Genomic DNA, 22,357 nt, shown 5'->3' with positions numbered 1-22,357 from the left:
AGGAGGAGTCAGCTTATGACTAATACGAAACCTTTAATCGTCATCACCGGGGCCAGCTCAGGATTTGGGGCCGAAGATGCCAAACTCTTTAACGCGGCAGGGTACCCGATGTTGCTCTTAGGACGACGGGATGAAAAAATCCGTGACTTACCCTTAAACTTTGACAACATCATGGTTGCTGCCGTTGATGTAACCGATCAGGAAGCCTTAGCGGACGCAATTCATGCTGCCGAAGCCAAGTATGGTGAAACAGATTTATTGATTAATAATGCCGGGGTCATGCTGCTGGGGAATGTCCAACGCCAAGATCCTAAGGAATGGCAAACGATGTTAGATACTAACGTAATGGGCGTTCTCAATGGCACTCAGATCGTCTTGCCAGCGATGGTTAAGCGCCACCATGGTACCATCATTAATATGTCTTCAATTGCCGGATTCAAGGCATTTGCCAACCATGCAGCCTACGTTGCCAGTAAATTTGGGGTGCACGGTTTATCCGAAACGATTCGGCAAGAAGTGGCCAATGACAACGTCCGGATTTCCCTCGTGGCCCCAGGAGCTGGTGAAACGGAGCTGTTGACGCATGTGACTGATGCAGCGGCCTTGAAGGACTACCAAGCCTGGAAAGAGACCATGGGTGGGCTAACCTTAGATCCCAAGTATGTCGCCCAGACGGTTAAATTCATTTATGATATGCCACAAGACGTTAATGTTCGCGAGATTGACCTAGCGGCAACCCGGCAGGATAGTTAAACGCAAGTTGTTTCACGTGAAACAGGACGGTGATCAGCCCTTGGGGGGGTCATCGTCCTGTTTTTAAATCGTTGGTTTTGCGAGCGCCTGCAGTGCGGTCATGGTGCCGGACTGGAACGCTGCCAGGAGGTCGTGCATCGTCATTAACGATTCTTGTTGACCATTGAGTAACCATTCTCGCCAGAGGCGGTAAACTCCGGCAGACATGAACTGAGTCCAATATTTCTGCTGCGTGGGAGTGGCTCCGTCCCAAGTCATCGTAACCGCGTAGAAGTGTTGCATATTAGCCTCAAAGAGCTGTTGAAAGACGGGTTCAAAGCCGCGATCAGCTGCTAGTTTTAGGGTAGGGCCTAGTTTGGAAAAGAATTCGCCGAGCGCGATTAGTTTCTGTTCTTCTGGCGCATGGCGGAGGATATCAGAGAAGCCACTTGCCATGATCGGGGTGAAATGAGCCGTGAGCACGTCAGCTAATGTATCGAAATGGCGGTAGAAGGCCATCCGACTGACGCCAGCACGTTTGACGACCTGAGTAACGGTTAGATCATTGAGGTCATGGTTTTTTAAGAGATCGAGGAGGGCGATTGCAAGGTAGTCTTGGGAATCCTGTTTAATTAATTGGGCATGTTTTGTCGCTGCCATAACACTTGCTCCATTCTGTCAGAGATGCTGATTTTCCGCTTGAAAGGCGGTTAACGCCATTGTATGCTACTGACACAGACGTTACAAGTGAAACGAAAGCGAGAGTGAAAAAATGTCAAAACAATTAGTCGTGGTTACCGGTGGTAGTGGCTTTATTGCCAGTCACATTATTTGCCAATTAGTCCAGCAGGGGTATGCTGTCCGGACGACGGTGCGATCATTAAAAAAACGGCCATTGGTGTTGGAGATGCTGACAGCCGGTGGTGTTCAGGATCTCAGTGCGGTGTCCTTTGTTGAGGCAGATCTCACACACGATGCCCACTGGTCCGAGGTGATGGCGGGGGCCACCTATGCGATTCACGTGGCATCACCGACGCCTAATCGGATCTTCAAGGATGAAAATGAGATGATTCAACCAGCGGTAGAGGGTGTTCGGCGTGTCTTAACGGCAGCCAGAGACGCAGGGGTCAAACGGGTCGTCTTAACCTCGGCTTATGGGGCCATATTTGCCGGGCATCCACACCGGACGACGCCCTACACGGAAGCCGATTGGTCGAACTTAAAGGCTAAGGGCATTCACCCGTACCAAAAGTCCAAGACCCTCGCCGAGCGGGCGGCTTGGGCGTTCATTGCTCAGGAAGGTCAAGGAATGGAATTAGCGACGGTCAATCCCGTTGGTGTTATGGGGCCCGTCTTAGCCAGTGATTATTCGCACTCAAATGTTCAGGTACGCGAGCTGCTCGAAGGCCGGGTGAAGGCAGTTCCTAACGTGTCCTCAGGCTATGTGGATGTGCGCGATGTCGCGAGTTTACACCTACTGGCGATGACCTCCCCCAAGGCTGCTGGCGAACGTTTTCTAGCCACGACCGGCGAGACGTTATCGATGCTCGATGTGGCCAATGTTTTGCGCGCGGCCTTTCCCCAATTCGCGCCACGGTTGCCGACCCGAACCATCCCTAATTTAGCCGTTAAGATGGCGGCGTTAGTCAAACCAGAATTGAAAATGTTGTCAACACTGGTCGGTCAATATGCGGAAACCAGTAATGAAAAATCTCGGCGATTGCTCGGATGGCAACCACGTTCGGCTGCGGAAGCTATCACGGCAACGGCCCAGTCTATGATTGATTTAGGCCTGGTGACGGCTTAGTGGGTGGAACAGGTTGTGCTTGCATGACCGCAGTGAGATGCGCTACAATTTGAGTAACTTAATACACTATCGGAAGACTATTTAGTTAGATAAGATCCCCATCAGGGGTATCGGAGGGTTACGGCCAGATAAGATGATCGTTCATCTTATTTGGCCTTTTTTGTCTTTCAGGGAGGAATAATCACATGCAAACTTCGTACTGGAGTCGTAACTTTATTTTGATCTTAATCGGGAATGCTCTGTTATTCATGGTTTACAACATGCAGGTGCCAGTCCTACCACTCTATGGGAAATATTTGGGGATGTCTCCCGCGCAGATTGGTATTTTCGTGGGGGCAATTATGTTTGCAGCCTTGATTACGCGGCTATTTGTTCCGTGGTTTTCTGGCCGGTTTAGTAAGAAGATCCTACTGGTCGTTGGTATTTTGCTCTATCTCTTAGCGGCGGTGGGGTACCCCTTACTGGGAAGCTTTGGGTTGCTCGTCTTATTACGATTATTCAATGGGTTAGGCCACGGGATCACCACGACCTATTTCGCGACGTCGGCCGCGGCAGAACTCCCCAACAACAAGATTGGTGAAGGGATGGGGTACTTTGGTATCGGGACGATGGTGACGGCTTCCTTGGCGCCGCTCTTGGCTCTGGATCTCGTCCAACGGCACGGGTTTTCCGCCTTTTTCTTAGCCTGCATCGTCATTCTTTTTGCGGCAATGCTGGCCATCTTTGGGACCAGTAAGCCTACGCAGCGTCCCGTTGAGACGGAAGCGAAGGCACCGGTATTTGACAGCCAATTTCTCCCCCAATGTGGGTTGGTCTTCATTCTTGGCGTTCTAATGAGTGGGGTCATGACCTTCACGCCAATTTACGCACAGATGCGTCATTTGAGTGTCATTTCGGGTTTCTTCTTTATCGCGGCAATTGCCGGCGTAGTCATTCGACCAATCGTGGGTCGAACCTTCGACCATCAAGGGCCACGGGTGATTCTTCTCTTGAGCACCGTCTTACTGACTGGTGGGATGGTCGTGCTTGCCTTCATGGATCACAACTGGCTATTGTTAGTCGCAGGGGTTCTATACGGCGTAGCTGATGGTGCCATTTATCCCACGTTACAAGCCTGGATTTTTAAGGAAACGACGCTGGCTAACCGAGACACGGCGACAGGAATGTTTCTGAATTCTTACGATCTAGGGATGGGCTTAGGTGCCGTCGTCTTAGGCTGGGTTGTTGAAGCCGTGGGGTATCAGGCCATGTTTCTGGTGCTCACAGCGGTTGCGGCTGTTTACATTGCCTTAGCGCTAGTGTTGAGTCGGCATTTCCGCGAATTAGGAACCGTTTAAGCACCACCACGTCTCAGGCCGGTCGAAACTTGACCGGCTTTTACTGATCCGACGAGCAAAACCCGGTATAATTGAGAAGATATTGGGATTAACGTCAGAAGATGAGACCATTAAAGAATCAGTAAGAAGAAGGGAGTCATGCCTCATGCCAAAAATCACAGCGGGAATCGTCGCCCACGTCGATGCTGGGAAGACGACGCTTTCGGAGGCCCTGCTATATCAAACAGGAGCTGTACGGGAGTTAGGCCGCGTCGATAACGGCGACGCCTTTCTGGACTCGGACACTCTCGAGAAGCAACGGGGAATTACCATCTTCTCCCATCAAGCCAATTTGACGATGCAAGACTTAACGCTGACACTCCTCGATACCCCGGGACACGTGGACTTTGCCTCACAGACGGAGCAAGTGCTTAGCGTGCTGGATTATGCCATCCTAGTGGTTTCAGCCACCGATGGCGTTCAGGGGTACACACGGACACTGTGGCGATTATTGGATCACTACCACGTACCCACTTTTATTTTTGTGAATAAAATGGATGCCATAACGGCCGATCGCGATCGGGTACTGAACCAACTGCAGACGACCTTTTCACCAGGATGCTTAGCCTTTGACGGTGGGGAGAATGCAGCCCTTCCGGAGGCGACTTATGAAGACGTGGCGATGCAAGACGACGCCGTATTGGCACAATTCTTGGACACGGGAGCGGTAGCCGACCAGACCGTTCGGCAGTTGATTCGCCAGCGTAAAGTATTTCCCTGCTACTTCGGATCGGCCTTGAAATTAGAAGGGGTGTCGGCCCTTCTAGCAGGATTGGACCATTGGACCAATGATCCCGTGACGACGGCAGACTTTGGTGCCAAGGTCTTTAAAATTTCTCATGATGACAAAGGCGTCCGGCTGACTTGGCTGCGACTTACCGGGGGTCAGTTGGCAACTAAGACTGTCTTGCTGGGTGAGCAGAAAGTCAATCAATTGCGGGTGTATAACGGCACGAAGTTTGACGTTCGACAGAGCGTTTCGGCCGGTGAAGTCTGTGCGATTCCAAATCTCACGGGGACGTATCCCGGACAAGGTTTGGGCAATGTCTCTGATGAAGGGACACCGGAAATCCAACCGGTCTTAACCTATGCGGTGGATCCGCGGGGCAACGACCTACATGCCTGTCTCACAATTTTTCAACAATTGGCGGATGAAGATCCGCAGCTGCATGTCACGTGGTCCAGTCATCTGCAGGAGATTCGCGTTCAGATCATGGGGACGGTTCAATTGGAGATTCTTCAACAGATTCTGCATGATCGGTTCCAACTAGATATTGGCTTCGATGCCGGAAGCATTCTCTATAAGGAAACTGTCACGAAGGCGGTTGAGGGGGTCGGTCATTTCGAACCCCTGCGGCATTACGCGGAGGTCCACCTGTTGATTGAACCGGCGCCTCGAGGCAGTGGCCTGACCTTTGCGGCGGATTGTTCCTTAGAAATCTTGGGTAAAAATTGGCAACATCAGGTGTTGTCAAATCTGCGGGCCAAGGAGCAGTTAGGCGTTTTGACAGGAGCACCACTCACTGATGCGAAGATCACGCTCGTGACGGGTCGTGCCAGTATTGTACATTCGGTCGGTGGCGACTTCCGTGAGGCCACGTGGCGCGCGGTTCGTCAGGGCCTAATGATGTTGCGTGAAAATAACGGTCTACAGCTCCTGGAGCCGTGGTATCATTTCCGATTGGAAGTAGGTCAGGAACAAGTGGGTCGTGCCATGACAGATATTCAACGAATGAGTGGCACCTTTGATACACCGACGGCAGCGGGCGAGATGACTGTTTTGACGGGCACGGCGCCGGTATCTGCGATGCAAGATTACGCGCAGGAGGTCAATGCGTATACGCATGGTAAGGGCCAATTAGAGTGTCTGATCGATGGCTACCGGCCGTGTCACAATGCTGATGAGGTGGTGGCAGCACAAGCTTACGATCCAGTAGGCGACTTGCCGAATACGCCGGACTCGGTGTTCTGTGCGCACGGTGCCGGGTACCCCGTTCCTTGGGATGAGGTTCCGAGGATGGCACACGTGGATTATGCCTATTCGGCAGGGATGTTTCATGTGAAACACGACAGTAATTAACAACTTGAAAGGGCCACCACGATTAGTTTGCGACTAGCCGTGGTGGCCCTATTTTTGAGTTGTTCTAAACTAATAATCACATTCCGGATTACTTCTTGTCTGAAACGATCTATGAGGCGTGTCGGATGTGTTGTGTCAGCATTAAGGGGAACCAACACAAAAACCGTCCCAATTGGCTTGCTGCTGATTGAGACGGTGCTAAATGATTTTCACTAATTGAAGGTGACGACCACTTTATCCGCGGCACCAGGGGTTCGCGCCATCTTTAAGGCGTCGAGGGCCTGGTCGAATGGGAAGGTATTGCTGATAATTTTCGCATATTTGTCAGGGTGATCGATAATGTCGTCGGTGACTTCGAAGATTTCCGTCGGGTAGCCCATGGACCAGACCACGTGGAGTTCTGACGTCAGGACGTTGGCGAAATTCAGTTCCACCGGTTTGGTATAGACAGCAACGACCCCCAGAGTGGCGCCGTGCTTGGCAATGTCGAGCACGGTCTGGAAGACTGGGGCGGCCCCAGCGGCATCGAGATAAATATCAGTGGCGGGATGGACGCCTCGCATGAAGCCACTTGCACCGTTCCCTTGTAGGGTTACTAGCCGTTCGCCGACATTTTCCTTGGCGGAATTGATGACGGCGTCGGCCCCGATTTCTAGGGCTTTATCCAAGCGAGACTCGAGAATGTCCACAACCACGACACTGGCAACGCCCTTGCGTTTGTAGCTGAGGAGGGCACCTAGGCCGATCGGACCGGCGCCAAATACCACGACTTTGTCTCCTGGTTTGGGTTGCGTCTGATTAACGGCGTGGGCCGCGACGGCCATGGGCTCATTTAAAGCCGCGACCTGCCATGGAATGTCCTTGGGGATGACGCGGAGCTGTTGCTTTGGCTGGAAGTCTTTGACTAAGACGAAGTCGGAGAGGCCACCCTGAGCACCACCACTCCCTAATAGACCATCCGTGAATTTCAGGGTGTTAATGACCACGTGATCCCCCACGGCAATACCACTGACGTGGGCCCCAATCTGGCTAACCTCTGCCGCGGGTTCGTGGCCTAGAGGGGTGGCACCCTGACGTGGTGGAATTCCACCGATTCGAGTGTACATGGCATCTGATCCACAGATACCACAGGCTTTCATCCGCAACAGCACATCATTTGGGCCCACTTGGGGGTCGTCGATGGTTTTCCAAGCGACTTGACCAGGACCTGTAACATAAACAGATTTCATGCTGAAACCTCCTTAATTGACTAGGGTTGGTGCCTACATGTGAATGTTAGCACAAACGTTTCGACTGTGAAAGGGCTTTCTGATGTGGTGACATGGTTGATATGCTTCGGTTGGTGAGTTTTTTCTTGCATGCTACGTTTCCCTCCCGTAAACTATCCTAATTAGATATTATTTTTGCGGGTAAGTGGTTAAAGTAAAGGAGAATCATCTTGAAAATTAGTAAAATGCTCTGGGTCGATGCCGTCGGGGTCGGCCTCTTCACCTTAGTCTACAGTCTGATCATGAGTGGTTTTTCGCTGTGGATGGGATCGGCGGCCTTTATCGCGGTGTCGTATTTCTTTGGGGCCGGGTTCCCAAAAGACAAGGTTTGGAATATCCTGCTGAGTTTTGCGTTAGGGATTGGTTTTGGGCTGATGACCTATCGCCTCATGCAGATTCCCTTTCTCGGGCAGATGTGGCCCAGTGCCATCATGTTTGGTATTCTGACCACGATTGTCTTGTTACTGCAGGGAACCATCATGAAGTTTACGCTGGTACCGGCCTGGTTGATTGCGTGGGGGACGACGATGCTCATCATTACCAATGTTCCGGTTCATCACTGGGGGCTCTTCGTGGGTCAACTGTACGGGTCAATGATTCTGGGAATCTTTGTGATCGGCTACGCTTCCGATTACTTTTATCGCGCAGTTTTTAAGCTCTTTCCGGATCGGAAGCCGACGGATAGCGACGCAGAATAGCGGTATAATAGGCGCAAAGTGAGGTGCCGTCAATGACTATTCAAGAAGGCTTTATGCCCTTTCACAATTATCAAACGTATTATCGGATCGTTGGAGACCTAAACGCGGGTCAAACGCCGTTACTTTTACTGCATGGTGGTCCCGGGTCGACGCATAACTATTTCGAGGCCTTTGACCAACTGGCCGAGACTACCGGCCGGCCGATCGTGATGTACGATCAGCTGGGGTGTGGGCGATCATCCATGCCAGATGATCCCAGTCTCTGGCGTGCTGAAACCTGGGTCGCTGAACTTAAGGCGTTGCGCGATTATCTGGGACTCAAACGCGTCCATTTATTGGGACAATCTTGGGGTGGCATGTTAGCGATCATTTATCTCTGTGATCACCGGCCACAAGGGATTCAGAGCCTGATTCTAGCCAGTACCTTGTCCTCTGCCAAGCTGTGGCAGCAGGAACAGCATCGGTTGATTGGGTTCATGTCAGCGGCAGACCAGGCTGCGATCGCTCAGGCAGAGGCCAGTGGCGACTTCACGACGCCAGCCTATCTGGCGGCCAATCAACGTTTCATGTTGAACCACGCTGCGGGGTCCGTCACGGCCGATTCTCCCGAATATCTCCGGCGGTCCAAGCAAAGCGGAACAGTGGCTTACACGACCGCCTGGGGCCCTAACGAGTACTGTCCGACGGGTACTCTGGGGCAATATGACTATACAGCCAAATTAGCTCAGGTCACGACACCAACGCTGGTAACCAGTGGGGTCAATGACCTCTGTACGCCACTCATCGCCAAAACCATGGTAGATCAGTTGCCACATGCCGAATGGACGATCTTCGCCCACAGTCGGCATATGGCCTTCGTGGAAGAAACGGTGGCTTATTTTGACCGATTGAGACAGTGGTTAGCAGAACATGACGCTGAATAAAAACGTGGCACCCCGTTATTCTTGGCGGGATGCCACGTTTTAGTAGACTCAAATCTCTGGGATATCCATTTCGCGAATTCTGCCGTGGCGTCGTGCGTAGAATAGGATGCCCATGCCTGAGAAGGCTAGCCCGATGAGGAGCAAGACAGCCATGTCGGGTAAGGCGCTATTTCCAATCATCAATGTTTGACGTAGCCCAGCGACTGAATAGCTCATGGGTAACCATGGATGAAGATCTTTGAAGAAACCGTTAGTCAACTGAAGTGGGTAAGTTCCGGCGGATCCGCCGAGTTGGAGAACCAGAAGGACCATACTGAAGAAGGCACCAGGCTTACCGAAGACCAAATTCAGCCAGTAGACAATACTCATGAAGGCCCCACCGGTAATCAACAACATGAGAAATGTTGCCCATGGGTGAATCGGAGCTAGACCATCAATGCTAGCGAGTAGCCCCGTCATAAAGAGGGCCTCTCCAAGAACGAAAGCACTCATGATGGAGGATTTACCTAACCACCAGCCCCAACCACTACGCGGGTATTTGCGGGGGGTGTACATATCAAACATCAAGTTGAAGGCTAACGCGCCGACGAAGAGGGAGACAGACATCATGTAAGGAGCCATCCCTGTCCCGTTGTCCGGTGCGTCATCGTGATCGGTGTGCGTCGTTGCCGTTGGCTGGGCGAATTGTTGATAGGTTAGATGGGACGGTTGTACGGCGGCCTTGTGACTGGCTTGAGTTAACGACGAGGCCAACTGAGCATTTCCTTGTTGAACGCTATTAGCTCCGGTCATTGCCTGAGTAGCGCCGTTGGCCAGTCGGTTGGTGCCGGTCGCCAGTTGGTGACCCCCATTAGCGGCCGTTTGCATGCCTGCCGCGAGCTGAGGCCCTTTCGTGGCCAAGGTGACGAGGCCGGTATTGAGGGTATTAGCCCCGTCTGCCAGGCGAGTGACGCCGCTGGTCAGTTGTGGTGCCTGGGCATTGAGACTGACGAGGCCCTCTGCTAATTGAGCGGCACCAGTTGTGAGGGTGCCACTCTTGGCAGTGAGTTGTTGGGTTCCCGCGGCGAGTTGCGAGTTGCCATTGGCTACTTGTTGGGTCCCATTGGTGAGCTGAGTTCCTTGAGTTGTTAAGCGTTGGATTCCGGTGGCCAAGGTATTGGCGCCAGTTGCAATCTGGTCAACTCCGGATGCCAACGCTGGTGTCTTAGACCGAAGGGTTTGAATGCCGGTATTCAGGCTAGTCAGAGCCTGATTGGCTTGTTGTAGACCACTAGTTAGGGATGCGGCGTTCGTAACCAGCGTCGCGATTCCCGTGGCTAAGTCACTTTGGGCAGTGGTGGTCGTGGTTAAGGTTCGTTGTAAGCCGCTCAACGTGTTACGCGAGTCGTCAAGATTACCCAGGTCACTATTGAGTTGTTTGGATGCCGTTTGCGTAGCCGTGATGGCGGAACTATCGTTGCTTGTCGTAACCGCTTTAATCATAGCTGCTTTTTGCGTTGCGGTTAGCTTCTGAGCATCGGCCGCCGCCGCAATTTTACTCTGAAGATCACTAGTCTGAGTACTGGTGAGAGCGTTCAAGGCTGTTTGAAGGCGATTGGCATCGTTCTTAATGGTCTGAGTACTCTGATCAGAGGCAGAGAGCTTAGTGAGGGCTTCTTTCAAGGTGGCTTCTTGGGTCTGTGAAGCCTGTAGACCAGCTTGAAGGTGTTGCAACCCGCTGGTAAGGGCGGCACTTCCGGTAGTGAGATGGCCAAATTGGGTGGTTAGTGTTTGGGTTCCAGAACCCAAAGCCGCCACGCTATTTCCTAATTGTTGGGTATTGGTAGTTAAAGAATCCAGGTTAGACGTGAGTTTCTGTGCGCCAGAGTTAGCAGCAGTCACACCGCTCACGTACTGGGTGGTACCATTCAGAGCGGAACGACTCCCATGGGCTAACTGGCCAGCGGCGGTATTGATTTTACCCGCTCCAGTCGTGTAGGCCGTGACGCCGGTAGAAACTTGTTGTCCGCCAGCTGCCAATTGCTGAATGCTGGTGATGAGGCGATTAGATTTGCTGAGAAGCTGGTCGAGTCCAGTTGTTAGCTGTTGACTGCCAGCTTGGGCCTGCTGGACCCCAACGACGTACTGATTGAGCTTGTTGGACAGTGTGTGTACGCCATTGGTCAGCGTCAGAGTGCTCGCCGCAAGCGTGTTAAGACCCTGTGAAATTTGTGCGTTGGCCGACGTCAATTTTTGGCTTCCCTGAGCCAACTTCTGGCTCCCGTTTCCAGCAGCTTTTAGGCCAGTTCCCAGCTGCTTGATGGCTGCAAAGAGGGTCTTGGCATAGCGTTTTGTAACCTCGTCACCCACGGATTGTGCAGCCTGCTTTGCCGCCGTGGCCGTCAGCTTGGAAGCCGTGTAGTTATGGCCGGCACTAGTCTGGTAATGTAGAATCATTTTCTGTGGATGTTTGGCCATTAGCGTGGTTGCATCGTGAGAAAATGCTTTCGGAATGGTTATAACCATATAGTATTTTCCAGCTGTGAGGCCGTGGGTCGCCGAGGCTTCGCTGGCAACCGGCGTGAATTTCATGGCGGTGGACGCCTTGAGGCTTCGCGTGAGCGTTTGCCCCGCTGCTAGGCGAGTTCCCTGATAAGAGACCGGTTGATCTTGATTAACGACTGCAACCGGCAAGTCTGAGAGCTTACCATAAGGATCCCACATTGACTTTAGAAAGGTTACCGCATAAATTGATGGGATTAACATAACTACCACTAAAACAACTAACAATAATTTGTGTTTGATTAAATAGCGCCACTCTGCTTTGATCATCGGCGCCGCCCCCCCGTTTCTATGATATGCTGAAGGTAAATCCACCTCAGGTGTGGCTAAATAATAGCGAGGTTGTGGGTTGTGATCCACAACAAATTAAGTGGAGATGGGGATTAAGCCCCACTTCTGCCACATCTGGGGTCTAATGGGAGGAATTCGATGACTGATCGACGCGTTATCCGAACAAACCAAGCTTTGCGAAAAGCGTTTCGTAAGTTGGCCCAACAATATCGATTTCATGAGCTTACCGTTCAACAGCTCACGGCAGAAGCCAACATTAATCGTAAAACTTTTTATTTACACTATGATTCAATCGACGATCTGGCGGATAGTTTTACTGCTGAGATTGCTGATCATTTGTTGGCCCTGCTCTTGAAGGCGCAAGATCCATTGACCCATCCTGGAGCTTGGTTCGAGCAGCTCAATGACTTCTTTGAACAGGCGCCCAAGTTCTATACCTTTATGCTGAATTCTGACGACTATAGTTCCCTATCGCGGCGGGTGAAGTACCGTGTCGCCAATGGCTTGGTCGCAAGCTTTCAGGCCGAGTATCAGTTAAGCGTGGCTGATGCCAAATTAGGCGTCACTTTCCTAATTGACAGTACATTGACACTGTTTCGGCTATACATCACGGGCCAATTAGACATTTCATTGGCGGATTTTAAGGAGCGATTGGCCACTTTGAACCTTGGGGGTCTACAAAGTTTCTTAGATCAGTACGGAACGAATCGACCTTGACGACGGTGATCGTGAGCGGGTTCGTTTTGACAAGTCTCGAGTCATGGAAGGACCTAACAAATTGTTGGGTAAAGAGGTTGAAAGTAACCAGCGGGTCGCCTAATTTTGGGCGATCCGCTGGTTTAGTCACTTTATTTTATGCTAAGGATCAGTGGCTTGTTAGTGAGTCAGTATCGTCGACAGTCATGACGGACCCATACAGATCCGCGAGAGAAGCGTGTGGGGGACCTGCCAAGTTATGGTCGATGAATGAAGACGAGGCGATTTGTTTGTGATTCGGCTGGGGCGTATTGCCAGTCGGGATGATCGAAGCGGGTCACACCGGAGATGGTCGTCACGTTGTTTTCGGCTAAGTAGCGGACCATGGCACCTCGAGCCATCTTGGCTAGGGTCGCTTTGGTCTTGAGGTGACCATCGACGACGCTGGCAAAGACGACGGTTACTAGCGGTTGGTTGGGCAGTAGGTAGGGTTCTATGGCCTGGGTGTATTCTTGTGAAGCCAGGTTAAGAATAGGACCCGTGTCCTTAGATAGAGCGGTATAGAGACGTTCTCCCCAGAAATCATATAGCGTACGATAGTGATCAACTTTCAGTTTAGTCTGCATCTCTAGGCGGTAGGGGACGACACCATCGAAAGGCCGCAGAATACCATAGAAACCGGAGAGAATTCGTAAGTTGGCGCGGACGTAGTCGAGAGCGGGAGCCGTAAATAAGTCCGGGGCCATGTACTGATATTGAATGCCACTGAAGGCCAGTAAGGCCGGCGTGAGAACACGTGTCAGTTCTAGTTGTTGAAGCCAATCATAGTTTGGTTGAGCGAGTTTGTCGCTACAGTGCCAGAGAGCCTTGACTTCGGAATAAGATAGTTGACGGAGCGTATTTAAAATCTCAGTCGTTTGTGGCAAATATTGGGGAAGCTGCTCAACGGCAAAGGTGTCGGTATCGACGACCATCTTTTTGGCCGGTGCGATAATGATTTTCACGAAGAAACCTTCTTTCACAGAGGTAGTGCCTTTAGCGTAGCATGTCAAGAAGGGAAAGCAACGGTGGATTTTAGTCGGACCAATGTTTTATGTGGACCATCTTAAAAGGGGTCACCCACTGATTATTAATAATTAAATTTAATAATTAAATATAAAAAAACAGCCCTACGCAAAGCGCAGAGCTGGTTTAGTGGTGAGGTGCGGCGACCTTCGGAATGCTTGCGCACCGATCGCGTACCCCCACCTTGGTTTGGCACCAGGAGTAGTATCGCACGTTGACTCCGGCACGTCAACCTTATTTTTTCGGGTCGATCAGATAACGGAGCCAGACGAAGTTGTCATGTGCCTCGACATTCTTCAAGGTAAAGGTCCGTGGCGACGTTGATGAGAGCCCGGGAACCGCGGAGAAGAGCGTTGGGGTATCGGTCGACCCATCGGCGGCGTTGCTTAAGACGAGGCTGAGTTCATCGCAGAGTCCTTGTTGGATAAAGGACCAATTGAGCACGCCCCCGCCTCCCAACATGACGGTTTCCATGTGGAAGAGGTCTTTGAGCTTTTTCATGGCTAGCGGGGCATCTAACTCGGTATCACCCGCGATAATGTAGGGAATGTCGAGTCGGCGCAGAAAGGCCTTGTAGGCGTTGCTGGCTTGGTTGGTCAGGACTTCCAAGACATGAGCTGTCGTGGCCATGAACGTCATTTGATTGGTAGTCCAGGCCAATTTGCCGTGGGGATCAATCGAAATGTAGTATTGTGGCGCGATGGTCGTGGGGATGAAGTCGCCAGCGGGAACCGGTGCAGCATGTTCATCCAGCTGTGGTTTGGCATAATGCGTGAAATTGTCGTCGGTCGTCGTCCGCCCGGACAGCCAGCCCTGGGGATGGTAGTAGCCATCATCGTCAAAGGCAATGTGGTAGAAGAGATCGCCATCACCCTTGTAGTTGTCATCGGCGGCTTGCATAAAGGGACCGGTGATCTTGCCATCTAGTGACGTTTCCATGTGACAAAAAATATAAGGTCGATCCAAATTAATCGACTCCTTTCTATGTGTTTACCCTTTCAGTATAAGGGGTTGAGGCTGCTCTAAGGCAAGCAAAGTGCCCAACCTTTTCGCTGAACTGGGACCTTCGCCAAGATTTTTGGCGAAAAGTGTCTCCGGTCAGTGAGGTTCGTAAGGTCACTCTCCTGAGTGGTGGTCTGGTCTGGGGTCAGCTGATGAGTAGGAGGTTAAATGGAGTTGAGGAGGCGGATCAGAGATGACTGATGAAGAAAAATTACAACGTGTTTATGCTGCGGCGAGTGAACTGTTCATTCAACCGGGCTATCATGAAACACAAATGCAGATGATCGCACAGCGGTCACAGTTGGCAGTGGGAACGCTTTACCGGCTATTTGCCAGTAAGGCGGCGCTGTTAGATTATGTCTTTTTGTCAACACTTCCCACGCAAACACCGGCGACACTAGACTTTCCGTTAATGTCGGTGGACTTACGTGAGTTGGTCAAACAGACCGAACAGGCCTATGCCGTTTGGAATCATCAGTTGGCGGATCAACATATTCAATCGTTGGATGATCTCCTAACGGTACTGTTCGGGGCCTTTCAACGGTATGGACGTTACTTCTTGATTTTAGAGCATAACCCTACCCTTAACCCCGCACTGACGGCTCTGTACCGGCAACAGCGGCAGACCTTGTATCAACGGGTCGGTGAATTTCTGGAACACCTTCAGCCAGACCTGAAGGATCCCTTACGAAATGGGGTTGTTGTGGTCGATCTGATTTTTTGGTGGTGTGCGCACAAACGGTTTGACAGTTTTGAAAAGGAAATGGCAAGTGGCACGGAGACCGAAATGCTGGCAGTTGTACGGGAACTTCTGTTACGTAGTTATCACTAATCATTGTAATTTCACCAACCAAACATGGCCGAATAAAGTCTGAACACGTGAGCTTGGGCTCGTGGTGATTAGACTGATGGCAATTTGAATGAATGATTCGTTCATTCGGTTTGGGAGATGAGAGATATGAAGTTTAAGGAATGGCAGTATTTACGGGAACATCCAGCAGTTTGGCGGATCTTATTGGGAATTATGGTGATTCCACTGGTTTATGCCGCAACTTTCTTGGCGTCAGTTTGGAATCCTTATGGGGAACTTCACCGATTGCCAATGGCGGTAGTGAACCAAGATCGCCCGGTTAAGGGGTTAGAATGGGGGAATTCCGTCACCCGGGCATTGGTCCGAAACCATACGTTACAGTTTCATCGCTTTACTGAAAAGCGCGCCTTACAAGATCTTCACTCTGGCAAGGTTTATCTGATTTTGCGAATTCCGACCGGCGCTTCTTGGCGTCTGAGTCATTTAGGAAGTCGAGCACAAGTCTTGAAAGTTACCTATGAAACAAACGCTGGGCAAAGCGCAGTTGCGGCTAAGATGGGGAACTCGGCGATGCAAAAACTTCAGGCAACGCTCAATCAGGAAGTTGTTCAGACTGAATTCAATCAACTACAGATGGCGTCAGCTAAGCTGGGACAACAGCTCGGTGAGACCTCTAAAAAGTTATCACAAACCACACAGGCCATGGCAGCGGGGATGGTGAGTCCACAGATAACCGCTGCTGACTTGGCAATTAGTCAGGGCCTGCAACAAGGGAGTCGCCAGATTGGCGCGCAGGGGCACACAGTGGCAAAGTTAAAGATCCTGTCCGCCCCAATTAAGTTGGTTCAACATGACGTTGCGCCCATTGCCAACAATGGGACGGGGATGGCACCATACTTTATGGCAATTTCACTATTCGTCGGTTGTATTACATTAAATATTATCTACGATGCAGGTAAACGTCATGGCCACTCACGAAACTTTCTGACGGCCTGGTTGGATAAGATGGCGTTTCTCTGGGGATTTGTTATTTTGGCAGCCTCAGGTATGTGGTTGGGGGTCTGGTATATCAATGGTTTGCGGCCACTAGCACCGGTTAAGACTTATCTATTTGGTCTACTAGTCATCGTGGCTTTCTTCAGCATTGTGACCTGTTTCCGGCTGTGGCTAGGCCTCACGGGGGCTTGGTTGATGCTACTCTTCATGCTCTTTCAAATCGGCTGTTCAGGTGGGACCTATCCGATTGAACTGACAAACAAGCTGTACGAGATCGTTCATCCTTACTTGCCGATGACGATTGCGATGGCGGGGTTCCGCCACACGATCTCATTGGGCGGATCGATTGCGTCGATCGTCGGCATCTTAGTGGGAATTATCATTGTCTTTAGTCTGGGAACGTTGGGATACTTCTACGCACACCGACAAGATCCAGTTGATGATTAGACTGGCTAAGGGATCTCGCATTTGTAGGCATAATATGGAATAATGACGATAAATGACGAGATTGAAAGGAAGACATTCTCATGGATTTGACGACTACCCAGTGGACATCAGAAAACTATACCAAATTTCTCACGTTCCTAGAGTTAAAGCGCAATGATAAGGCCCAGGCACGAGAAGCTAAGATTGTCCGGACTAACTATCCGATTTTAGGGATTTCGATGGCCGAACTTAAAGTCTGGGGAACCGCCATTAGTCAAGGGGATCCGATGGGATTTCTCGCAGTAGCGGGTACTGAGGTTTACGAAATGATTCTGGTTCGAGCCATCGTTATTAGTCGGCTACGGTTTAATTTGGCGGATTTTATCGCGATCTGTGACCACTACTTTGCGACCGCCGATTGTTGGGCCATTTGTGATATGGCGATTCATTTTAAACAAGTCAAACGGTATCCTGCAGAATTTTTGACGACCATCGCGCGTTACCTGAAGAGTGATCACCCGTGGTTTCAGCGAAGTGGGTTGGTGTTCCTGCTAAAGTTCTACCTGACGCCGGAATTTCGCGATCAGGCCTTTACACTGGCTTTAAGTGTGACCAGTGATGACAACTACGTTCAATTGGGACAGGCCTGGTTCTTAGCAGCGGCTTTCAAGGACGATCCGAATCGAGTATATCAGGTTCTAGAAACGATGCCGGTGCCCCTGGTCCAACGAACTGTCCAGAAGATCAAGTCACTCCGGCGAACGACGCCAGAACAAAAGCGGACATTGACGGAAATCTTGGCTCGGCGGCGAGCAGAGTAGGCAATCTAAGATATCAAAAAAGACTGATCAGCTGATCAGTCTTTTTATAAATGTAAGTTATTTGTGATAGCGTTGTGCCAGGATCTTAACGTTAGTGCCTTGCCAAGGACGGCCCATGATGAAACGGTTGACCTTAACCTTCATGGTGTTATCGCCATCGCTGAGCGTGAGCGTGTAACTAAGTCCGAAGCCTTTGAAGGTGATTTTTTCCAAGTCAGCAAACTTAATGAAGGCATTTTCACCCGTAAAATGGGAGGTAAGGTCCATGCCTAAGAAGAGAACCCCATCGTCTTCAAAGCTAATCATGTCATACTGGGTTGCGAGAACGCCGACGACCCCAACGAGCAGGGTCAGACCCGTATCGAGCATATAGCCGTAAACGACGGGGTTGCCTGTGCTGGTGTAACCCAAGGCTTTACGGTAACGATCAATATTTTCGAGATTGGGGGCTTTACCAAAGCTGCGGGGATCGGGGACTTGAGATGGGTTTTGTGAGCCTGATTCGGGTGAGTTAGTCATAGCGAGGTTTACTCCTAAATTAGTTTAGTGAAGTCTGTGAAATGGTTTGATTCGTTTTCAGTATAGCATAGTCGAATGCCGCGACGCCGTTTTTTTCATAAATGACAATGGTTGGAGTTTCTAAATACTAGGCGCGGCCGAGTTATCAGTACTCAGACCGATAGCGATCCGAAAAAGTCGGTGTGCGCGGGCTTACGATCTCATGGTAAGATAAGCAGTGAAAGCATTTCGGGGAAACGGAGCGTCAGGGTGACCCCGGCCCTTGTTCGGTAAATGTTGTAAAAGAGGTAATGCGTCATGAAGAGATTGGCACCCTTATTTGTTGCGGTTGGGGCGGTAAGTTTTGGGATCTCCGCGTCGATTGTGAAGATGGCTGGAAACGCTGGAATCACTAACGGACCACTACTATTCTGGACGTTTCTGAGTTCGGTAGTGTTACTGGGAATCGTCCACGTTGGTCGACAAAATTGGCTCAGTCATCAGCATACAAGTTGGCGACAGGTGATTGCCGTTATCGCCGCCGGCACGACGTCGGGGATAACGGAAACCCTTTACATTGCCGCTCTTCATTATATTTCAGTGGCGATCGCGGCGGTGATGCTGATGCAATCAGTCTGGCTATCTGTTCTAATCGGAGCGGTGGTCCAGCGTAAATGGCCGTCTCGTCTGCAGATTATCAGTATTATTTTGGTATTGGCCGGAACGGTTCTCGCGGCAGAACTCTTCCCGATGACGCAGGCCGTCTCATTGTGGGGGCTGTTCCTATGCTTTTTGTCGGCAGTTTCCTACGCCTTAACGATGCAGTTTACCGCTAGTCTCGGGAACAATTTGGATCCTTTAACCAAGACTTGGTTGATGTGTATTGGGGCGCTGGTTCTGGTCACCGTAGCCTGGGTTCCACAGTTGCTAAGCACGCCGGTCACCTGGTCTGCCGTGGGTTGGGGCGCTCTGTCGTCAATCTTCTCGATGACGTTACCTTTGATGTGCTACTCGATCTTTATGCCAATGCTCAAGTTGGGTGTCGGGCCGATCCTATCTTCATTGGAATTGCCAGCCTCAGTAGTTTTCGCCTTTCTTCTTTTAGGTGAGGGCGTTACTTGGCTACAGATTGTGGGGGTTCTCGTGATTATCGGTGCGGTCATTCTGAGTAATGTCGGAGACAAGGCTATCACAGAACGTGAGATGCAACAGGCTTCGAATGAACAATGATTGAGGAGACGATTCTTTGAAGAGATTAGCCCCATTATTCGTCGCCATTGGGGCGATTAGTTATGGGATTCCGGCGTCCTTATTCAAATTAGCCGGACGAGATGGGGTGGCTAATGGGCCACTCCTCTTTTGGTCCTTTCTGACGTCTGCCGTGGTCCTGACTGTGGTTCATTTGGTTCGCGGGCGACGTCTGTTGACTCAGACCACGGGTTGGCGTCAGATCCTTTTGGTGACGATGGCCGGCACCACCTCTGGGCTGACCAACACCTTTTATATCACGGCATTGCGGTCGATCCCGGTGGCCGTAGCGGCGGTCATGTTAATGCAGTCCGTCTGGTTGTCGGTGTTATTAGGGGCAGTCATTCATCATCGTTGGCCATCGCGGTTACAAGTGATTAGTATTGTTTTCGTTCTGGGGGGCACGGTCTTGGCGGCCGGGCTCTTGCCAATAACGGGAAGCTTGTCGTTGATGGGGATGTTGCTGAGCTTCCTAGCGGCGGTGGCCTATGCCGCTACGTTACAGGCTACAGCTAGCCTGGGCAATAACCTTGATCCTCTGAGTAAGACCTGGCTAATGACCGTCGGGGCCTTCATTCTGATTGCCATTGTTTGGGGACCACAACTCTTGCGAGTCCCTCTGACAGGAATAGCGATAGGTTGGGGTGCGTTGGTCGCGGTGTTCTCGATGATTCTGCCTCTGGCCTGTTATTCGTTCTTTATGCCGCAGTTGCTTCCTGGCGTGGGTCCTATTCTGTCTTCATTGGAACTTCCGGCGTCGATTGTCGTGGCCTTTTTGTTGCTAGGTGAACGGGTATCGATAAGCCAGTTGCTGGGTGTTCTTATTATTATCGGGGCGGTTACACTCAGTAATGTTGGGTCACGACTCTGGCATCATTAACCATAGAGAAAATAAAAAATGGCAGGCCATGTGGTCTGTCATTTGATTAACCAAAGTGGGAGCGCACTCGCAATCGTGCCCCAGTGACGAAGACAGATGCTGGCGGTGGCTCCTAGAATGAGAATAGCCAAGATGAGTTTTATCACCCGCTTATTCACGGCCAGGCCTCCTTCGAGACTTTTGTCTTCAGTATAGCATCTCTGCAGGATAGGGCTAAACGAAAGGTGACTGACGAGTCGTATTTTCTCGTCAGTCATCTTCTTAATTAACCGCTGATACCATCATAACCAATAAACGTATAGTACTGTTTATCATCTATTAGGTATAGACTATTAAAAGTTCCCGCGATTCCGGCATCCTCATTGCCCCAGGTATGTTGTGGGGTATGTAGATTCTTCAAGGTGAGCTTGTACTGCTGATCACCCGTCAGAGACACGTGCTTGAGATGGAGTCCACGAATGGGTTTCTTGAAATAGAGATCACGATAAGGATCATGGAAGTCGGTCCGGGTGATCTTGGCCATCCCGGTTGGTTGCTGCATGAAGCCTAGACCAGGATTGACCGTGTCATCATAGGTGATGTATTCCAAGTAGCCATCGGGAGTGATGCGAATGCTTTGGCTGTCAGGTTCTTGGGAACTGAGCGCCGACTTTGCGCCACCCAAGTAGAGATCACCGTGACTATAGGCCGGCATGTACTTTGGGGCAGGGACGCGTTTGAAGGCTGAGAGCTTGTCCGTGGCTCTCAACGTGACCTGAGCATCGTAGGCACCAGCGCCCGGGTCAATTGTGTAGCCCATGGGTGCTTCACGATGAATCAGAGGGTAACTGAGCCGTGCCAGGTAGAGTTGCAGGGTTGGCACCAGAAAGTCCCCAGACTTGGTCGTCGTGAGAGAACCGGCGACGATTGTTCCTTGGGGCAGGGTCAGCGTTCGCCGTAGCGGATGGCCAACCTTGGTGGTCGGAACGTAGTTAACTTTGACCTGTAATGGACTGGTCAGCTGAAAGTATTGACTGAGATTAAGAAAATCGGTACTGGCGGCATACTGGCCGACTTTGACAATGGCACTCGGTTTCTCGGTTTGTGCCCGAGCGGCGGACCAGCTCCCGATGAGAGCGATCACGGCTACAATAAGACCGGTACCAAAGCTGAACCATCGTCGTTTCGTTGTCAAAACCTCCTTTGATGAAGACTTATTAATGTCTAGTATACCGAATTTTAGAATTAAATGAACGGGAAAATTGAATGGATTAGTCGTAGACCAAGACCGCTCACAACCCGGGTTATATTTTGGTGAATTCTTTTCCAAAATGGGAAATTTTCGAGTTTGAATAATTCGACGGTGTGCTGTTGCAATTAAAACCACAGATGATAAACTGGATAAAACGGATCGAGAGGAGCGGTTTCCATGAAGTATTCTTATAAGTTGAGTGATGCCGTCCATATTTTGGCGTACATCGAGATTGCGCCAACGGAGGCGTTGGATAGCGTCACCATTGCCACCAGTGTGGAAGCCAATCCTAGTGTAGTTCGGCGACTAATGGCTAGCTTGAAGAGAGCTGGCTTACTGGTTAGTCGGGCCGGGGCGGCGACCCCTTATCTGGCACGACCAGCGAGTGAAATTAGTTTACTTGATATTTTTAAAGCGGTAGAGGTTAATCAGGATCTCTTACATGTTGATCCCAAGACGAATATGGCTTGTCCAGTGGGCGCACATATCCAGCAGACGTTGGACCAGGCCTATGATCGGGTACAACAGGCAGCTGAGGCCGAGATGGCCCAACTGACCTTGCAGATGATGATTGACGATCTGCGGCAACGACAAGCGACTACGCCGGCGGGTTAAAACAAATAAAGGCCCACTTCGATTATTTCTGCACTAGTACCTGTCAAGTTGACAGTTGAAATAATATAATTTTTAGTATTGCTTAGGCGGCTTCATCGCGGTATTCATTCGCGGTGGAGCCGTTTCTTTGTGCTGTGCGATCAATATAGTTGAAATAGTAAATGCCTGCCTCAATCAGTTTCACTAATTCTTCCCTTGTCTTTGGCATTGGGTGACTATCCAACCAGTTAAGCTTGAATTCATTCCACCAACGCTCCATTGGCGCATTATCGTATGGTGTTCCTGGACGTGACATGCTTCTGATCACTTCGTGATCAGTCATTAAATTATTGAAAGCTTTTGACGTGAATGC

At 50.7% G+C, this 22,357-nt stretch carries 21 protein-coding genes; 13 read left to right on the top strand and 8 right to left on the bottom strand.

Annotation, left to right across the window (positions count from 1 at the left end; all coding sequences use genetic code 11):
• Positions 1-15 precede the first annotated feature (15 nt).
• A complete protein-coding gene (locus EKM71_RS06270) occupies positions 16-753 on the top strand; it encodes an SDR family oxidoreductase (RefSeq protein WP_125573771.1) in 738 nt (245 codons plus the stop codon).
• A gap of 63 nt (positions 754-816) precedes the next feature.
• Here the strand turns inward: EKM71_RS06270 and EKM71_RS06265 are convergent, their stop codons facing one another.
• Complete coding sequence (locus EKM71_RS06265; protein ID WP_125573770.1) at positions 817-1,392, bottom strand: TetR/AcrR family transcriptional regulator; 576 nt, start codon at positions 1,390-1,392, stop codon at positions 817-819.
• Between the two features lie 112 nt (positions 1,393-1,504).
• Here EKM71_RS06265 and EKM71_RS06260 point away from each other — a divergent pair, with 112 nt between their 5' ends.
• The 3 genes from EKM71_RS06260 to EKM71_RS06250 all read left to right on the top strand — a co-directional run bounded on the left by EKM71_RS06260 (position 1,505) and on the right by EKM71_RS06250 (position 5,995).
• Complete coding sequence (locus EKM71_RS06260) at positions 1,505-2,539, top strand: SDR family oxidoreductase (protein WP_125573769.1); 1,035 nt, start codon at positions 1,505-1,507, stop codon at positions 2,537-2,539.
• A gap of 185 nt (positions 2,540-2,724) precedes the next feature.
• Positions 2,725-3,876, top strand: a complete 1,152-nt coding sequence (locus tag EKM71_RS06255) for an MFS transporter (protein WP_125573768.1) — start codon at positions 2,725-2,727, stop codon at positions 3,874-3,876.
• 145 nt (positions 3,877-4,021) lie between these two features.
• Positions 4,022-5,995, top strand: coding sequence for an elongation factor G (locus tag EKM71_RS06250; RefSeq protein WP_125573767.1), 1,974 nt, complete (start codon positions 4,022-4,024; stop codon positions 5,993-5,995).
• 212 nt (positions 5,996-6,207) lie between these two features.
• Here the strand turns inward: EKM71_RS06250 and EKM71_RS06245 are convergent, their stop codons facing one another.
• Positions 6,208-7,224, bottom strand: coding sequence for a zinc-dependent alcohol dehydrogenase (locus tag EKM71_RS06245; protein WP_125573766.1), 1,017 nt, complete (start codon positions 7,222-7,224; stop codon positions 6,208-6,210).
• 209 nt (positions 7,225-7,433) lie between these two features.
• Here EKM71_RS06245 and EKM71_RS06240 point away from each other — a divergent pair, with 209 nt between their 5' ends.
• Together EKM71_RS06240 and pepI are read left to right on the top strand one after the other, a co-directional pair.
• Positions 7,434-7,961 (top strand): DUF1097 domain-containing protein, encoded by a 528-nt coding sequence (locus EKM71_RS06240; RefSeq protein WP_125573765.1) that lies wholly within the window; start codon positions 7,434-7,436, stop codon positions 7,959-7,961.
• Between the two features lie 32 nt (positions 7,962-7,993).
• On the top strand, positions 7,994-8,884 hold the full coding sequence (pepI, locus tag EKM71_RS06235; RefSeq protein ID WP_125573764.1) for a proline iminopeptidase: 891 nt from the start codon (positions 7,994-7,996) through the stop codon (positions 8,882-8,884).
• Positions 8,885-8,932: 48 nt separating this feature from the next.
• Here pepI and EKM71_RS06230 read toward each other — a convergent pair whose 3' ends face one another.
• Entirely contained in the window at positions 8,933-11,695 is a 2,763-nt protein-coding gene (locus tag EKM71_RS06230; RefSeq protein WP_125573763.1) for a YhgE/Pip domain-containing protein, read from the bottom strand.
• Positions 11,696-11,854: 159 nt separating this feature from the next.
• On the opposite strand from EKM71_RS06230, the gene EKM71_RS06225 reads away from it, so the two are divergent.
• Positions 11,855-12,433: a TetR/AcrR family transcriptional regulator gene (locus EKM71_RS06225; RefSeq protein ID WP_125573762.1), complete on the top strand. Its 579-nt coding sequence runs from the start codon at positions 11,855-11,857 to the stop codon at positions 12,431-12,433.
• Between the two features lie 236 nt (positions 12,434-12,669).
• On the opposite strand, the gene yaaA is transcribed toward EKM71_RS06225, so the two are convergent.
• Positions 12,670-13,416 (bottom strand): peroxide stress protein YaaA, encoded by a 747-nt coding sequence (gene yaaA, locus EKM71_RS06220; RefSeq protein ID WP_125573761.1) that lies wholly within the window; start codon positions 13,414-13,416, stop codon positions 12,670-12,672.
• A gap of 295 nt (positions 13,417-13,711) precedes the next feature.
• Positions 13,712-14,443, bottom strand: coding sequence for a dihydrofolate reductase family protein (locus EKM71_RS06215; RefSeq protein ID WP_125573760.1), 732 nt, complete (start codon positions 14,441-14,443; stop codon positions 13,712-13,714).
• Between the two features lie 229 nt (positions 14,444-14,672).
• Here EKM71_RS06215 and EKM71_RS06210 point away from each other — a divergent pair, with 229 nt between their 5' ends.
• The 3 genes from EKM71_RS06210 to EKM71_RS06200 all read left to right on the top strand — a co-directional run bounded on the left by EKM71_RS06210 (position 14,673) and on the right by EKM71_RS06200 (position 17,533).
• Positions 14,673-15,311 (top strand): TetR/AcrR family transcriptional regulator, encoded by a 639-nt coding sequence (locus tag EKM71_RS06210; protein ID WP_125573759.1) that lies wholly within the window; start codon positions 14,673-14,675, stop codon positions 15,309-15,311.
• Between the two features lie 126 nt (positions 15,312-15,437).
• Complete coding sequence (locus tag EKM71_RS06205) at positions 15,438-16,733, top strand: YhgE/Pip domain-containing protein (protein WP_125573758.1); 1,296 nt, start codon at positions 15,438-15,440, stop codon at positions 16,731-16,733.
• An 80-nt stretch (positions 16,734-16,813) separates the two neighbouring features.
• Positions 16,814-17,533 carry a DNA alkylation repair protein gene (locus tag EKM71_RS06200; RefSeq protein WP_125573757.1) on the top strand — a complete coding sequence of 240 codons (720 nt, stop codon included), beginning with the start codon at positions 16,814-16,816 and terminating at the stop codon, positions 17,531-17,533.
• A 57-nt stretch (positions 17,534-17,590) separates the two neighbouring features.
• Here the strand turns inward: EKM71_RS06200 and EKM71_RS06195 are convergent, their stop codons facing one another.
• Positions 17,591-18,052, bottom strand: a complete 462-nt coding sequence (locus EKM71_RS06195; RefSeq protein ID WP_125573756.1) for a hypothetical protein — start codon at positions 18,050-18,052, stop codon at positions 17,591-17,593.
• A gap of 297 nt (positions 18,053-18,349) precedes the next feature.
• Here EKM71_RS06195 and EKM71_RS06190 point away from each other — a divergent pair, with 297 nt between their 5' ends.
• The gene (locus EKM71_RS06190; RefSeq protein WP_125573755.1) at positions 18,350-19,261 is read left to right on the top strand and encodes an EamA family transporter; all 912 of its coding nucleotides are present in this window, start codon (positions 18,350-18,352) and stop codon (positions 19,259-19,261) included.
• Positions 19,262-19,277: 16 nt separating this feature from the next.
• Positions 19,278-20,159, top strand: a complete 882-nt coding sequence (locus EKM71_RS06185) for an EamA family transporter (protein WP_125573754.1) — start codon at positions 19,278-19,280, stop codon at positions 20,157-20,159.
• A gap of 265 nt (positions 20,160-20,424) precedes the next feature.
• On the opposite strand, the gene EKM71_RS06180 is transcribed toward EKM71_RS06185, so the two are convergent.
• Positions 20,425-21,333: a hypothetical protein gene (locus tag EKM71_RS06180; protein WP_191986192.1), complete on the bottom strand. Its 909-nt coding sequence runs from the start codon at positions 21,331-21,333 to the stop codon at positions 20,425-20,427.
• Positions 21,334-21,567: 234 nt separating this feature from the next.
• Here EKM71_RS06180 and EKM71_RS06175 point away from each other — a divergent pair, with 234 nt between their 5' ends.
• Positions 21,568-22,005, top strand: a complete 438-nt coding sequence (locus EKM71_RS06175) for an Rrf2 family transcriptional regulator (protein ID WP_125573753.1) — start codon at positions 21,568-21,570, stop codon at positions 22,003-22,005.
• Positions 22,006-22,087: 82 nt separating this feature from the next.
• On the opposite strand, the gene EKM71_RS06170 is transcribed toward EKM71_RS06175, so the two are convergent.
• Positions 22,088-22,357, bottom strand: a 270-nt coding sequence (locus EKM71_RS06170) for an integrase core domain-containing protein (protein WP_164504738.1), incomplete at its 5' end; no start/stop codon positions are given.

Source organism: Levilactobacillus huananensis, assembly GCF_003946145.1.
Classification (GTDB): Bacteria; Bacillota; Bacilli; order Lactobacillales; family Lactobacillaceae; genus Levilactobacillus; species Levilactobacillus huananensis.
The sequence above is the reverse complement of the archived record's forward strand: the minus strand, read 5'-3'. Positions and strand labels throughout refer to the sequence as shown.

Bases quoted from the DNA above. Each gene is read 5' to 3' on its own strand.
- EKM71_RS06270 (WP_125573771.1), top strand. From the start codon at position 16: ATGACTAATACGAAACCTTTAATCGTCATCACCGGGGCCAGCTCAGGA.
- EKM71_RS06265 (WP_125573770.1), bottom strand. From the start codon at position 1,392: ATGGCAGCGACAAAACATGCCCAATTAATTAAACAGGATTCCCAAGAC.
- EKM71_RS06260 (WP_125573769.1), top strand. From the start codon at position 1,505: ATGTCAAAACAATTAGTCGTGGTTACCGGTGGTAGTGGCTTTATTGCC.
- EKM71_RS06255 (WP_125573768.1), top strand. From the start codon at position 2,725: ATGCAAACTTCGTACTGGAGTCGTAACTTTATTTTGATCTTAATCGGG.
- EKM71_RS06250 (WP_125573767.1), top strand. From the start codon at position 4,022: ATGCCAAAAATCACAGCGGGAATCGTCGCCCACGTCGATGCTGGGAAG.
- EKM71_RS06245 (WP_125573766.1), bottom strand. From the start codon at position 7,224: ATGAAATCTGTTTATGTTACAGGTCCTGGTCAAGTCGCTTGGAAAACC.
- pepI (WP_125573764.1), top strand. From the start codon at position 7,994: ATGACTATTCAAGAAGGCTTTATGCCCTTTCACAATTATCAAACGTAT.
- EKM71_RS06230 (WP_125573763.1), bottom strand. From the start codon at position 11,695: ATGATCAAAGCAGAGTGGCGCTATTTAATCAAACACAAATTATTGTTA.
- EKM71_RS06225 (WP_125573762.1), top strand. From the start codon at position 11,855: ATGACTGATCGACGCGTTATCCGAACAAACCAAGCTTTGCGAAAAGCG.
- EKM71_RS06210 (WP_125573759.1), top strand. From the start codon at position 14,673: ATGACTGATGAAGAAAAATTACAACGTGTTTATGCTGCGGCGAGTGAA.
- EKM71_RS06205 (WP_125573758.1), top strand. From the start codon at position 15,438: ATGAAGTTTAAGGAATGGCAGTATTTACGGGAACATCCAGCAGTTTGG.
- EKM71_RS06200 (WP_125573757.1), top strand. From the start codon at position 16,814: ATGGATTTGACGACTACCCAGTGGACATCAGAAAACTATACCAAATTT.
- EKM71_RS06195 (WP_125573756.1), bottom strand. From the start codon at position 18,052: ATGACTAACTCACCCGAATCAGGCTCACAAAACCCATCTCAAGTCCCC.
- EKM71_RS06190 (WP_125573755.1), top strand. From the start codon at position 18,350: ATGAAGAGATTGGCACCCTTATTTGTTGCGGTTGGGGCGGTAAGTTTT.
- EKM71_RS06175 (WP_125573753.1), top strand. From the start codon at position 21,568: ATGAAGTATTCTTATAAGTTGAGTGATGCCGTCCATATTTTGGCGTAC.